Raw genomic sequence first — 13,286 nt, 5'->3', positions numbered from 1 at the left:
TTAAACTCCTTTATTATTTGACGTGTTGGTCTTGATAAGCACGCGAATGTTTCAAAATATCAGAAAAAGTCTGAACAATGCTTTCTTCGTACTGTTTTTCATGTACACTATTTGCAACTTTCTCTAGAATTACTTGTTCACGCCGGGTATCTAATACAGCTTTTCCAGTCTGACGTTTATAGAGAGCAACTTGACTCACCAAAGCCATTCTTTTTTCTAATAAAGCAATCAAATCTGCATCTATTTGATCAATTTCTTTTCTAATTTCTACTAAATCCATGATGTCCTCCTAATCGCTTTCTATCTTAACAAAATTTTTCACAATATGCTAGTAATCGTCAGGTTTTGAATCTCAAGTCCTAATTTTCTCAATTTTAGCAGAAAAATAACACTCAAATTGAGACAAGTTCAAATAAAGCCTATTCTTTCAGCTCTAAGCAGCTTCTAATCTTCTACTTTGTTTCTACTCGCCCTAAAATCCGGCTTGACAATCCCTTTCCTTCTGTGGTAATTTTGAAAAATAAGAGGGAACGATGTTAGATTACTATTTGGAAGAAGCTATTTTAAACAAGGCAGAAGTGTTACAAATTTTGCTGGAATTTCAAACTTTAGAGATTGAGCAGATAACACAAATTACCAGTTTTAGTGAGAAAAACATTTATCAATGCTTGGCAGAGCTGAAGGAAGAATTTCAAGATTTGTTCTGTTTGCGAGTCATGAAACGCACGGTTCATTTGGATATTTATACAAAGCTCAATCCGCTAGTCTGTTTTCATCGGATTTATCAAGGTTCTACTTTTCTTCGTCTTTTGTGCTATTTCTTGCGGGAAGAAAAAGAAAGTTTTGCCTGTTTTCTCCAAAAAGAATACCTCTCACGTTTCAATATAACCACAGAGGTCTGTGCGACCCGCTTTATCGGATTTTAAAGGTGCTTGTGAGAGAATGGATGCAAGAGATGGGCTTAACAGGCGAGATTTACAAGTACCACATTTATCATGTGAGCATTCAGCTGCGAGAGCTGATTTATTCCCGCATGGCTCCTATTCCGCTTTACATTTTTGCGAGTAGCAATGCGGATTTGACAACTTTAAAGAATGCTTCTCCATGAATATTCCACCTACTATTGCACGAATATCTGGTGTTGACTTTTTGAATATCTCCTTGGATTTGCAGACGCACGAGGAAACAAGCATTATCGTAGCCGACCAATACCTTTCGACTTATCTCGAAACCTTATTTCCAGAGGCAGAACACATTCTCATCAACTTTTCTATGAACTTTTATGACATTCATTACCAGCATATCTATGAAGCTATTTATAAGCTGATAGAGCAGCGGTATCGGGAGTATGTCAAGGGCTTGGAGAAGTTGATGTAGAACAAATCAAAATCGTTAAAATCCGGAAAATGGTTATCTGTACAGTGCCTGAAAGTCAAAAAATACTTTTCTTCAGTTAAAAGCAATAAAGCCTGAAAAAGTTCCTTTAGGTAACAATTTTCAGGCTATTTTTTATCTAAAAATCTAAATTGAACAGCCTTCTCAGGAAATTCAAAATAAAATTTCATTATTGTTTTGAGACAGATTCCTGCTCATTAGACGAAGTTGTCTTTTCAGCCGTTGATTTTGATTCATTTTTAGCCTCTTTCAAGTCTGACGGAGTCTGTTCTTTCTCAGAATTGTTTACCTTATTGGCTTCTTCATCTGATCCTTTCCTCGAATCCGGCTGCGCTTTTTCTTCTTTTTTAGTTTCAGAACCCTTGTCTGTTGAGTCAGCAGTTTGTTCCTCTACTGGAGACGATTTAGCTTCATTGGTATCTACTTTCTTTGCAGTACCTTCTTTTTTAGAAGCCTCTTTTTCTTCTTTCTTTTCCTCGCTCAATGGATTGTTTTCGATGCTTCCTCCCTTAACGGCTGGGAAATGCTAAGCCAATGCTTTTGGAATTCGATTTTCATTTAACTCCAGTTCTGACTTTGGAATAAAATTATGACTAAGATCAATATAGGTAATGGTATTGTTAGGGGTACTAATCGCCACGCTTGTGATCTTATTCTTAGATACATCTAAATTTTCAAGTGTTTTAAATTGATTCACACCTTCCAAATTCTTCAAGGCATTGCCACTTAAACTCAATTCCTTCAAAGATGATTGAGTTCCAGAGATATTTAAGCTCTGAATTTGATTTTGAGCTGCTGTAAAGCTGGTCAGATTCTTTGCTGCTTCAATCCCTGCCAACGAAGTCAGGCGATTACCACTCATTGTAATACTTGTCAAAGCAGGATTGTTTTTCAAGAAATTCAAATTTTGAATATTTGACTCATTCACTGTCAATTCTGCAAGCGCTGAGGTTTTCAAACTATTGAGATCTAAGTTAGGATTATTTGACAAGAATAGACGTGTTAGGTGCGCTTTTTGAGCCAATGCTGATACATCTTGGAGTTGATTGTGCTCCAGATTAACCGCTTGTAAATTTGAAAGATTTGATAGAGCTGAAATATATGAAATTTCATTATAGTCCAAATTCAAGGATTCTAAATTCTTCAACTGAGCCAGCGGACGAATGTCACGAATATTATTACCAGCCGCCGCTACCGTTTTCAGATTTGGATAGTTCTTTAAGAAAGATAAATCTGAAACGCCATTTTGTGAAATATCCAAACCCTCCAGAGTTGGAAACTCTTTCAAAAAGTCATAATTCGTAATCTCTGTCTTAGTCATCCAAAGCTGTTTCAAATGCTTAAACTGTAACACCGGACGGATATCTTTAATTTTGGTAAAACCAATTCCTAGCACTTCAATATTTGGCATCAAGTTAAGACCTTTACGCTCCAGCGGATCTTTTCTTTGCCCAATATTTAGGTATTTCACCGTTGCCAACCAGGCTTTCATCTTTTCCAAGTCTGTTTCATTTGACGGAAATTCTGTATTCGCAGTTGCATGTAAAATATCTTCGATAATCTCATCATCAAATCCTAAGGCTTTCAATGTTGCCATGCCTACCTTATCATGAGCATGCGGATCACCGTGTGGATCGAATGGTTTGGTCGTATCAATGTCGCTAATTAAAGTTGAATGTTTGTGATCGCCGTGTGGATAAACAAAAGCCTTCCCTTTTTCAGTGTCAATCACTTGGATCAAACTTTCATCAATTTCCAACTGCTGTGCCAGATAGGTCTTTTTCTTAGCGATTTCTTTATTTTCTTTTGAAGAATCTTGTGCTGGCGTGGACGGTGTTTGATCTTTTCGACCATAGTAAGCGTCCTCAACAGCCTTTTATACTCTGCTGGGATTAAATATTCCCATTTGGACTGAATGAGTTGTTCATAAGGGATAACGTGCGTATGACCGTTATGGTTCACTAATAAGCTATAGGATTTCTTTTCTTTAATCCCTGTTCCATCAAATAAAAATCCATCACTTGTCGGATAATCTATACCAGCAAACTGACGTTTGTTTGAACCCGGATGCTGTGGATTTGCAGGTGGGTTTGTGTAATTTGGCTGCGCATGCGGAAGAGATTGCTCACCTGAAGCATTGCCAAACGATACCGTTTGAGGCTGATAGGCTTGACTGCCATTACCTCTTAATGAATGTTTCCAGATATAGTGATAGTGATCACCGTGTCGAACAACATAGCCATTTTCATCTTCTGAAACAATATCTTTTGGATTAAACACATAGCCATCATCAACGTCACTCGCTTGACCGAGATTCTGCGCAACGGCGGTTGACGGAGCTTGACCTTTTTTCAGAATCAAGTAAGCCCATTTGCTGTTTTTTAAATCGGAATAAAAAATAAAGTGTGTGTGACCATCATGGTCTAAAATCAAGCCGTCATTTGTTCTAGCCTTAATCTGTGATTCACTTGTGAATAGAAAACCGTCATCTGTCGGCTTATCTACACCTGGTACTTGACCTTTTTTAGCGTTAGAATGTTTCTTTTTCACTCCTTGTTTAGCCGTCACCTTATCCCTGCTTTTTGACGACGAGTTAGAATGGCAAGCAGTCAGTAAAAGATTGCAAGATAAAGCAATTCCTGCCAATGCCCAAAGCTTCTTATATTTCATATAGCTCTCCCTTTTGTTTAACCAGTTAATATTTAACTAGTTAAACAAAACACAGAAAACACATCTTGACAAGAAAAAATAAGTCAAATAGAGAGTTTTTAGCAAAATACAGAAAAAAACAGACAACATCTGTTTTTTGTAAACTTTAAGAGGGCTGTTTTCGTTTCTGACGTCTTGAAAAAGACATCACTCCATAAAAACTATAACCGGCAAGCAAATAGCCGATAAAGATTTTGAGTGACCATTGCAACACATACGGCCAACCGTACTTTGGAATATTTAAGAAAAAATAAGCAAAAGGACTATCTTTTGCGCCTGGAATAGGCCATTTGATGACTAAACCATTAAACAAGGCAAAAGCCAAATAAATCAAAGGCACACTTGTCCAAACAATCGGGTCAAACCAACGATATTGTGAGCGTTTATCAAACAACAAGGTATCCGCTAAAAACCATAGTGGTACAATGTAATGACAGAGGAAATTTTCCAGTCGATAAAAATCAGTCGCGAGCGGTGCCAACATAAAATGATAAATGGCGCATGTAATCATGATACACATGGTCACTCCGCCTTTTAGCCGAAACAGCGACTGTGTTTGCCAACGATGTTCAGAACGCGCCATTAGATAAAGCAAATAGGCCGTAAAAGCTGTGACAATCATGTTAGATAAAACCGTGTAGTACATCAGCATTCCTAAGCCACCATGCTTTGTGATTTCAAGGTAAACTCCTGTAAATCCTAACATAAACAATACCATGCGGCTATAAAAAATCACATTTCGCTTCATCATCAACCTCAGATTTTCTTGACAAACTCTGATTTGAGCTTCATCGCACCAAAACCATCAATCTTGCAGTCAATATTGTGGTCTCCTTCTACAATCCGAATATTTTTCACACGCGTCCCTTGTTTCAAATCCTTTGGAGCACCTTTGACCTTTAAATCTTTGATGAGAGTGACGGTATCTCCGTCCGCAAGCTGATTCCCATTTGCATCAATTGCTCTGATACGCTCTTCTTCAACGACTTCTGTCGGATTCCATTCGTAGGCACATTCAGGGCAAACTAACAGCAAACCGTCTTCGTAAACATATTCTGAGTTGCATTGTGGACAATTTGGTAATTGATTCATACTTCTCCTTCACTAACCTCTATATATCACACCTAGAATTTATCATGTTTTTCTATTTTACTATAAAATAAAAAATTTGACAAATGAGATAAAATGACTAATTTTTAAAAGACTTTTTGGCTCAATACTTAATGAAAATTACAAGATTTAACGACCTTCACTTCTATCTGCTAGTACCTTGAGCAATCAACTACCATGTTGTTGATTTATTGCGCCATACACTTTGAAGTTGGAGATTTTTACAAAGTATAAAGAATCATTTGATTTTCTCTTATAGATTTTTTTGATGTTATAAAATGCTTCAAGCATTGGAAACCATCTATGTCATTTGCCAAGTTCCTGAGTGCGTTTATAAGATGCAGCAACGGCTTTGATAATATTTCCTCTGAAAGCATCTGCTTCAAGACTTGCCACTCCTGCAATCGTTGAGCCTGCTGGGCTGCAAACCTGCTCTTTGAGAACAGCAGGGTGTTGACCACTTTCTTTGGCTAATGCTGCTGCTCCTAAAAGGGTCTGATTTGCTAATTGCAGAGCTAAGTCTCGTGGTAAGCCAGCTTGCACCCCTGCATCAGCTAATGCTTCTAAAAAAAGATACACAAAAGCAGGACTACATCCAGCCACAGCAGTTGCCGCATCTAACTGCTGCTCCTTTAAATGAACCAGCAAACCGGCAGGATCCAATAGTTCACACAACAAGTCTTCATCCTGCTCTGTTGCTTTATCTGATACAGCATAGCTGATAACACCAGCACCAACTGCAACAGGCATATTGGGCATTATCCGGATCAACCGATGTTGTGTAGGAACAAGAGCTTCTAACTGCTGCAAGGTCAAGCCAGCAGCCATAGAAATGAGTAAAACAGAGCTGCGCTTTTCTAAAATAGCATGGTATTCTTGCAACAAATCCGCAAATTGAGTGGGTTTCACACCCAAGAAAATCACATTTGCTTGCTCAAAGACGACTTCATTCGTGACAGGTTCGCCACCCACTTCATTCGCAATCTGCTTTGCTTTTTCTGGGCTTCGATTTGCGAGCAGGATTTGATGTTTTTTTTGCCTAGCCACTACACGTGCTAAACTGCCACCCATATTTCCTAAGCCAATAAATCCAATTTTCATGTTTTTACTCCCTAATCTGTCCTGAACCTTGCACAACATATTTATAACTCGTTAATTCTTTTAAGCCCATCGGACCGCGTGCGTGTAATTTCTGAGTAGAAATCCCCATTTCACAGCCCAAACCAAATTCTCCACCGTCTGTGAAACGTGTGGAAGTATTGACATAGACTGCTGCACTATCAACCTGCTCTGTAAAAGTCGCTGCGCTGGTGGCATTGTTGGTAATAATGGCATCTGAATGATGTGTGCTGTGTTGCTCAATATGTGTGATAGCTTCTTCCAAAGAATCCACTACCTTTACAGCCATGATGTAATCTGAAAATTCGCTATCAAAGTCGATAGGCTCTGCTATTTCCCCTGAGATGAAAGAGCGAGCTGTTTCATCCAATCGAAGTTGAACAGGTACTACCCCACGCGCTTTACGAACAGTTACTAAGCGTTCTTCTAATGTTGGGAGAAACTGAGAAGCAATTTTTTTATGAACTAGACAAACTTCCATTGCATTACAGACCGAAGGACGACTGGTTTTGGCATTGTTGATAATCTCTAGTGCCATTTCTTGGTCAGCGTCCTTATCAACATAGATATGAACAATCCCCGTACCAGTCTCAATCACAGGAACCGTCGCATTTTCAACGACCGCTTGAATCAGCCCCGCACCCCCACGAGGAATTAGCAAGTCCAAATAGCCTTTTGCTTTCATCAAGATTTGAGCACTTTCACGACTGGTATCTGACACCAACTGCAAGCAATCATCTGAAATCGCGGTCTGACGAAGTGCCGCCTTTAGCGCGGAAACAATGGCAGCTGCTGTTTTATGCGCTTCTTTTCCGCTGCGAAGAACAACTGCATTTCCACTCTTAATGGCTAAAGCAGCTGCATCAGATGTCACATTTGGACGACTTTCATAGATAATTCCAATCACCCCAAGAGCTACCCGCTTCTTAATGATTTCTAGTCCATTTTCCAAATGAGAGACTTCTAAGATGTCTCCAACGGGATCTGGCAACGCAACCACTTGACGAATGCCAGTTGCCATGTCTTTGATGCGATTGACATCTAAATACAGACGATCCAACATGACATCTGAAATATGACCTTTTGCCGCTGTCATGTCTTCCGCATTGGCTGTCAAAATTGCGTCCGTAGCTGCTTCTAAATAATCAGCCATCAAAGACAGAGCTTTATTTTTCTCAGTCGTTGAAGCTGTGTTAATTGATTTTTTTGCTTGCTTGATTTTCTCTAGTAAGCCTTGTGTACTATTCATATCCTACTTCCTCTTAAAATTCTGACAATAATAATTCCAATTCAGGCGTTAGTGAAATCCAATGGTCTCGGTGAATTACCACTCCCTTTGGTTTATTGGCTTTCAGCATATCTTGCAAAGCTGATTGCCCAAAACGAACACGTCCTTTTCCTAAAATGCGCTCTGTGTCCTTTTCATAGACGGTCACAATATCATCATAAGAAAAGTGTCCTGACATTTTTGAAATTCCTGAAACAAGTAAGCTCTTGCCTTGCTCACTCAATGCTGTGCTTGCTCCTCTATCCACCCAGATAGAACCTTGACTGGTAGCGTAAAAAGCCAACCATTGTTTTTGCGTTTTCATATTTTTGGCTGAAGCAGTAAAAAATGTGCCATTTCCCTGATTTTCTGCGGCTTCGATGAGGGGTTGCTCTTTCAAAGAAGAGCAAATGTAAACAGGAACCCCTGCCATAGTGGCAATCGTTGCCGCTTTTAGCTTGGTCAGCATACCACCTGTTCCATTAGAAGAGCCTGCTCCACCTGCCATTTCAAGCAAATCTGTCGTAATCTCCTCTACCAAATCAAGGCGCTTGGCATCAGGATGATTGACTGGATTTGCCGTATAAAGTCCGTCAACATCCGTTAATAAAACTAACAAATCTGCTTGCACCATAGACGCAACCTGAGCACTCAACGTATCATTGTCACCGACTTTCAACTCAGCAATGGAAACCGTATCATTTTCATTGATAATCGGAATGGCTCCTCGGTTGAGCAAGACAGAAATCGCCTGATGTGCATTTTTATAGCGCCGTTTATCCGCAAAATCATCTTGTGTTAATAAAATCTGAGCCGAGACAATCTTTTTCAATAGCAGATTCGTCGTGTATTCTTCTAACAGCAAGCCCTGACCTACCGCTGCGGATGCTTGCTTGTCTGCAATTTTTGTCGGGCGTTTCTTAAAGCCCAAAGATGAGAAACCTGCTGCTATTGCTCCTGATGAGACTAAAATCACCTCGTGCCCTGCTTCATGTAGCATGGCTAACTGCTGGGTAATCACTCTCACTTTCGCTCTCGATAAACTTCCATCCTCATTTGTTAAAGAACTGGTACCGACTTTACATACAATTCGTTTATATTTCATAACCTTCTCCAAAGCTGATATATTGCATTATTATACCAAAATTTCGAGCAAAATAAAAAAGAAATGAAGCAGAAAGAGATATTCTCTCACTCCATTCCTTTTCTCAATTTCTCTAGTGTTTCTTGGAAAATAGCTGGCGCTTCTGCTGTAAATTCCATGACTTCTCCCGTCTTAGGATGAGTAAATCCAAGCGTTCTGGCATGTAAAAATTGACCGTGCCCTTTTAGCGTTTTCCGTGGTCCATATACTTCATCACCTGCCACTGGATGACCAATATAAGCCATGTGCACACGGATTTGATGCGTACGCCCTGTTTCCAGCTGCAATTCTACCAGCGTATAATTGCCAAAACGTTCTAAAACATGGAAACGTGTAACAGCTGGCTTTCCTTTTACCGTTACAGCTTGTTTTTTTCTATCTTTTTCACTGCGTCCAATCGGTGCTTCAATAACGCCTCTGTCATTCGGCAGATTACCATGCACAATAGCCCAATACTTCCGCAGGGATTTTTTATCTTTCAACTCCTCAGCGAGCTTGATATGCGCATCATCGTTTTTGGCAATCATCAACAATCCGGATGTATCCTTATCAATCCGATGAACAATTCCAGGGCGCAAAACACCATTGATACCGGACAAATCCTTGATGTGGTACATCAGCGCATTGACCAGCGTTCCGCTCGTATGCCCTGCACTGGGATGCACCACCATACCTTGAGCCTTGTTCACCACTGCAACATCTTCATCCTGATAAACAATATCTAGTGGCAGATTTTCTGCAACATATTCTAGTGCTTCTGGTTCGGGCAATTCATAAGTAATCACGTCGCCTGCCTTGACAGCATACTTGGCTTTCTTCACTTGTCCGTTGACTAAGATTTGTCCATTTTTGATTTGTTCATTGGCAAGGCTGCGGGATAATGGTGTCAAATCAGCAACCGCCTTGTCCAACCGTACACCGCCAATCTCTACTTTAACTTGCATTGTCCTCTTCCTTTAACATCATCACTATCAGCACAAGCACGCCAATCGTCAGATAACTATCCGCAACATTAAAAATTGCAAAATTGATAAAATCAAGCTGAAACATATCCACGACAAAACCTTGGCGCATGCGGTCAATAAAATTTCCAATTCCCCCTGCAATAATCAAGCACAAAGCAGACAGCAGCCAGACAGAACCTTTGATGTGCTTGCTCAAATACCAAATAGCAGCTCCAATCACCACTAAAGTAATTACCGCAAACAACCATTGCTGGTTCTCCAGAATTGAAAATGCCGCTCCTGTATTTCGCAAATAAGTCAAACTCACAATCTTTGGAATGAAGGGCTTTACTTCACCTAATTGAATGTTTTTAACAATTTCAAACTTGACCCATTGATCCAGCGCAATCAAAGCCACAATCATAATCGGCACGGTCACTTTTCGTTTCATTTTTTACCTCTTTTTGCAAAATATTCTTCCATCACAGCAACAAAAGCAGCGCCGACTGGAGACAATTCTACATCTTCGCGTTTGACATATACCATGCGGTTTTCCAAATTGTCTTTTAACCGAATCACCGTAATGCCGTTTACACTATTGCTATCCAAAAATCCAGAACCTGTCGCATAAGCATCTGTCCGCTCTAAAATACCATTTAAAGTGGCACGGTCCGTCACATTAAACATCTGCGAACTAGCACTAGTGTCCACGAAATTCTCTGAATAATAGAGATATTCGTCCTTTTCCTGTGTAAAACGAACTGTCGGCAAATCTGCCAAATCGTCCATAACCAGCTCATCTTTTTCAGCTAAAGGGTGGTCTGCTCGCAGATAAATGTGTGTCTGAAAAGGAATCAAATCTACCACTTCCAGCCCCAATTTATCCATCCGCTGCATCATTCCCTTGGTATTTTGATTGTTCAGATAGATAATGCCAATCTCGCTGTGTCCTTGTGCTACTTCGTTTAAAATCTGCACCGTTGTGGATTCAAAAATTCGGAAATTCTTATCTTTTGGATAGCGTTTGGCAAATTCCGTTATCAGAGGCGGCAAGAAATCATAGTGCTGGCTGGCAATGGAAAATTCTGCTTTTTCTTCCTCTGGATTGGCGTATTGATTTTGAAAGACATCAAATCCTTTAACCAATTCTTGAGCTTTTTCGTAAAATTCCATCCCTCGACGTGTCAGAAATGTACCGCTACTCGTTCTGCGAAATACTTTAAAACCCAGTTCTTTTTCTAATTCTCGAACCGCAATGGATAAACTAGGCTGGCTGACATACATTTTCTCAGCGGCTTCACGAAAGGTGCCACTATTGGCAATGGCTACAACATAGCGCAGTTGTTGAATATTCATCCTTTTACCCTCTTTCAAGTGTTTTATCATTATACCATAAATCAAGGCATAACTGAACCTTCATACACCCATGAAATCCAGTCGTCGCTTCTTTCATATCTTCCTAATAAAGCAGATAAAACAAGTTGTTTTTGGCTGCTACAAGTGACATTCAAGTTCTTTCACTCATGTAGTGGCCTATCTCATCAGCTGTCAATTTTCGCACTTCTGTATTTGGGTACTCTTTGTATTCATGAACGGTAAAAACAGGTGCCAGCAATGGGCATGTTTTATCCTTATTCTTTTTTAAAAATACTTGTAAATCTTCTTTTGCCGCAAAAATTTTATAAGACAGCCTTCCCTTGCTATTTTCTATTTCATAAATACCGCATGGCTTTTTCATCGTATAATCAGCGGTTCGCAAGTATAGCTTTGCGATTTCTAATGACTTAAAGGGAAAATGCCACCTTTGCAATCCTCTCTTTGGGTCTTTTTCAATGCAGATACACCGCCCACATGTTCCGCAAATATACTGCCTATGGTGTTGCAAACAATCCAAAGGATTCAGTAAAGGCGTTCTTCTACTTTTCCTAGAATAACATTCTTGACACATGTTTCCCTCCTGTTACTGACCGACATAGATGGATTCTATCATGGTGAACATCCAAGTTTGACACAAACCGTTCACATCATCCCCCCTCATTATATCATAAAGAAAGAGCGAGAACTTTGACAAAGAGGTCTATTCAAGATATAATGTAAAAAAATAAACTGAGGACAAGGACATGGCAAATTCAAAGCTTATTACGCGGCTGAAACGCTCCGAAGGACAACTGCGCGGCATTCAAAAAATGATAGAGGAAGAGCGCGACTGTGCGGACATTATCACCCAATTAACCGCTGTTCGCTCTAGTGTCGAGCGGGTCATTGAGTTGATGATTACTGAAAATCTCACTGAATGTCTCAATCACCCTTTGGACGACCCCCAAGCACAAAAAGAGCGACTGGAAAAAGCCGTCCAATACCTTATCAAACGAAAATAACCTCAGCGGGTGATGAAAACTGCTGAGGTTTGTTTATTTACGGTACACAATATAAGGGATGATTCTAACTATCACTTTTTTAGAAAAATAGAACTGCACAATGGGCAAAAGTAGTTCTTAAAGGAGTGTGTCCGCCCGGCGGACGAAGTGAACCTGTTTCTAGGCAAGTCGTCAGCCCGGCGGACAGAGCAAACTTGTTTCTAGGCAAGCTGTCAGCCCGGCGGACGGAGTGAACTTATTTCTAGGCAAGTCGTCAGCCCAGCGTACAGAGCAAACTTGTTTCTAGGCAAGCTGTCAGCCCGGCGGACGGAGTGAATTACTTTTAGGACAGATTATCGACCCGGTCGACGAGGTGAACTGCTTTTAGGACAGACTAGCGACCCGGTCGACGGAGTGGACTGCTTTTGGGACAGACTAGCGACCCAGTCGACGGAGTGAACTGCTTTTGGGACAGACTAGCGACCCAGTCGACGGAGTGAACTACTTTTGGGACAGACTAGCGACCCAGTCGACGGAGTGAACTACTTTTAGGACAAGCGGTCGAACCCGGTCAACGAGGTGAACTGCTTTTAGGACAGACTAGTGACCCGATCGACGGAATGGACTGCTTTTGGGGGCAGGTTGCCAACCATTGAAAGAAAAGTCCTCCTCAATATGGTATAATAAGAGTAATAAAACAAATCAAAGGAGGCAAGTAAAATGGACTTATACGCAAAAGTAGAAGAAACCTTAAACAAGTTAAACATTCCATTTGAAATCGTGGAACACGAACCGGCACTTACGACTGAGCAGGCAGACAGCTTTATCGAAGGCATTGAAGGCATCCGCACCAAAACGATGTTTCTCACTAACAAGAAGAAAACCGCCTACTACTTGCTCATCATGGACGACAAAAAGCGCTTGGACATGGACTTATTTAAAGAACTGGTAAAAGCCAATAAAATCCGCATGGCATCATCTGATAGTCTATTTGAAAAAATGATGTTGCCAGCAGGTGTTGTTTCTCCATTTGGATTGTTAAACAATGCCGATAAAGACATTCAAGTTTATTTTGACAAAGAAATCATGTCGGAAAAACGAATGAGTTTTCACCCCAATACCAATGAGAAAACACTCTTTTTAAACACAACAGACCTACTCAAATTCCTAGAAGCCATTGGCTACGAAGCTCATATTGTTGAATTGTAATACGAATAAACCCGATTAAGACAGCACTTAAT

General features: G+C 40.3%; 16 protein-coding genes and 1 pseudogene. 5 read left to right on the top strand and 12 right to left on the bottom strand.

Features of this window, described 5'->3' with window-relative positions; genetic code table 11:
• Window positions 1–13: 13 nt before the first annotated feature.
• Entirely contained in the window at window positions 14–280 is a 267-nt protein-coding gene (locus EHW89_RS03690; protein WP_049506971.1) for a chorismate mutase, read from the bottom strand.
• A gap of 253 nt (window positions 281–533) precedes the next feature.
• Between EHW89_RS03690 and EHW89_RS09495 the strand changes: the two genes are divergently transcribed.
• The 3 genes from EHW89_RS09495 to EHW89_RS09485 are packed head-to-tail and all read left to right on the top strand — an operon-like array spanning window position 534 to window position 1,377.
• Complete coding sequence (locus EHW89_RS09495; RefSeq protein ID WP_226997584.1) at window positions 534–926, top strand: hypothetical protein; 393 nt, start codon at window positions 534–536, stop codon at window positions 924–926.
• Window positions 927–946: 20 nt separating this feature from the next.
• Complete coding sequence (locus EHW89_RS09490) at window positions 947–1,108, top strand: hypothetical protein (protein WP_226997583.1); 162 nt, start codon at window positions 947–949, stop codon at window positions 1,106–1,108.
• A complete protein-coding gene (locus EHW89_RS09485; RefSeq protein ID WP_226997582.1) occupies window positions 1,105–1,377 on the top strand; it encodes a hypothetical protein in 273 nt (90 codons plus the stop codon). Before EHW89_RS09490 ends, EHW89_RS09485 begins: the two co-directional genes overlap by 4 nt.
• A 187-nt stretch (window positions 1,378–1,564) precedes the next feature.
• On the opposite strand, the gene EHW89_RS09620 is transcribed toward EHW89_RS09485, so the two are convergent.
• The 11 genes and pseudogenes from EHW89_RS09620 to EHW89_RS03635 all read right to left on the bottom strand — a co-directional run bounded on the left by EHW89_RS09620 (window position 1,565) and on the right by EHW89_RS03635 (window position 11,636).
• Window positions 1,565–1,879 carry a hypothetical protein gene (locus tag EHW89_RS09620; RefSeq protein WP_319592683.1) on the bottom strand — a complete coding sequence of 105 codons (315 nt, stop codon included), beginning with the start codon at window positions 1,877–1,879 and terminating at the stop codon, window positions 1,565–1,567.
• Window positions 1,880–2,398: 519 nt separating this feature from the next.
• A pseudogene (locus tag EHW89_RS09660) lies at window positions 2,399–4,065 on the bottom strand (pneumococcal-type histidine triad protein); the annotation flags it as partial.
• Window positions 4,066–4,210: 145 nt separating this feature from the next.
• Window positions 4,211–4,852, bottom strand: coding sequence for a Pr6Pr family membrane protein (locus tag EHW89_RS03675; protein ID WP_126468057.1), 642 nt, complete (start codon window positions 4,850–4,852; stop codon window positions 4,211–4,213).
• Window positions 4,853–4,860: 8 nt separating this feature from the next.
• Window positions 4,861–5,196, bottom strand: coding sequence for a zinc ribbon domain-containing protein YjdM (locus tag EHW89_RS03670; RefSeq protein ID WP_003032271.1), 336 nt, complete (start codon window positions 5,194–5,196; stop codon window positions 4,861–4,863).
• A gap of 324 nt (window positions 5,197–5,520) precedes the next feature.
• Window positions 5,521–6,315, bottom strand: a complete 795-nt coding sequence (proC, locus tag EHW89_RS03665) for a pyrroline-5-carboxylate reductase (RefSeq protein WP_126466734.1) — start codon at window positions 6,313–6,315, stop codon at window positions 5,521–5,523.
• A 4-nt stretch (window positions 6,316–6,319) separates the two neighbouring features.
• A complete protein-coding gene (locus tag EHW89_RS03660; protein ID WP_126466732.1) occupies window positions 6,320–7,582 on the bottom strand; it encodes a glutamate-5-semialdehyde dehydrogenase in 1,263 nt (420 codons plus the stop codon).
• 13 nt (window positions 7,583–7,595) lie between these two features.
• Window positions 7,596–8,705 carry a glutamate 5-kinase gene (proB, locus tag EHW89_RS03655; protein WP_003024947.1) on the bottom strand — a complete coding sequence of 370 codons (1,110 nt, stop codon included), beginning with the start codon at window positions 8,703–8,705 and terminating at the stop codon, window positions 7,596–7,598.
• An 86-nt stretch (window positions 8,706–8,791) separates the two neighbouring features.
• The gene (locus tag EHW89_RS03650; RefSeq protein ID WP_126466730.1) at window positions 8,792–9,688 is read right to left on the bottom strand and encodes an RluA family pseudouridine synthase; all 897 of its coding nucleotides are present in this window, start codon (window positions 9,686–9,688) and stop codon (window positions 8,792–8,794) included.
• Entirely contained in the window at window positions 9,678–10,139 is a 462-nt protein-coding gene (gene lspA, locus EHW89_RS03645) for a signal peptidase II (RefSeq protein ID WP_126466729.1), read from the bottom strand. The genes EHW89_RS03650 and lspA overlap by 11 nt, the downstream gene beginning before the upstream one ends.
• Complete coding sequence (locus EHW89_RS03640) at window positions 10,136–11,044, bottom strand: LysR family transcriptional regulator (RefSeq protein WP_126466727.1); 909 nt, start codon at window positions 11,042–11,044, stop codon at window positions 10,136–10,138. The genes lspA and EHW89_RS03640 overlap by 4 nt, the downstream gene beginning before the upstream one ends.
• Window positions 11,045–11,195: 151 nt before the next feature.
• On the bottom strand, window positions 11,196–11,636 hold the full coding sequence (locus EHW89_RS03635; RefSeq protein ID WP_126466725.1) for a hypothetical protein: 441 nt from the start codon (window positions 11,634–11,636) through the stop codon (window positions 11,196–11,198).
• A gap of 172 nt (window positions 11,637–11,808) precedes the next feature.
• Between EHW89_RS03635 and EHW89_RS03630 the strand changes: the two genes are divergently transcribed.
• Together EHW89_RS03630 and EHW89_RS03625 are read left to right on the top strand one after the other, a co-directional pair.
• Window positions 11,809–12,066, top strand: a complete 258-nt coding sequence (locus EHW89_RS03630) for a metal-sensitive transcriptional regulator (RefSeq protein WP_126466723.1) — start codon at window positions 11,809–11,811, stop codon at window positions 12,064–12,066.
• Window positions 12,067–12,765: 699 nt separating this feature from the next.
• Window positions 12,766–13,254, top strand: coding sequence for a prolyl-tRNA synthetase associated domain-containing protein (locus tag EHW89_RS03625; RefSeq protein ID WP_126466721.1), 489 nt, complete (start codon window positions 12,766–12,768; stop codon window positions 13,252–13,254).
• Window positions 13,255–13,286: the final 32 nt, after the last annotated feature.

The sequence above is a fragment of the Streptococcus periodonticum genome (assembly GCF_003963555.1).
Lineage (GTDB): Bacteria > Bacillota > Bacilli > Lactobacillales > Streptococcaceae > Streptococcus > Streptococcus anginosus.
This window is presented reverse-complemented; position numbering and strand designations above follow the sequence as displayed.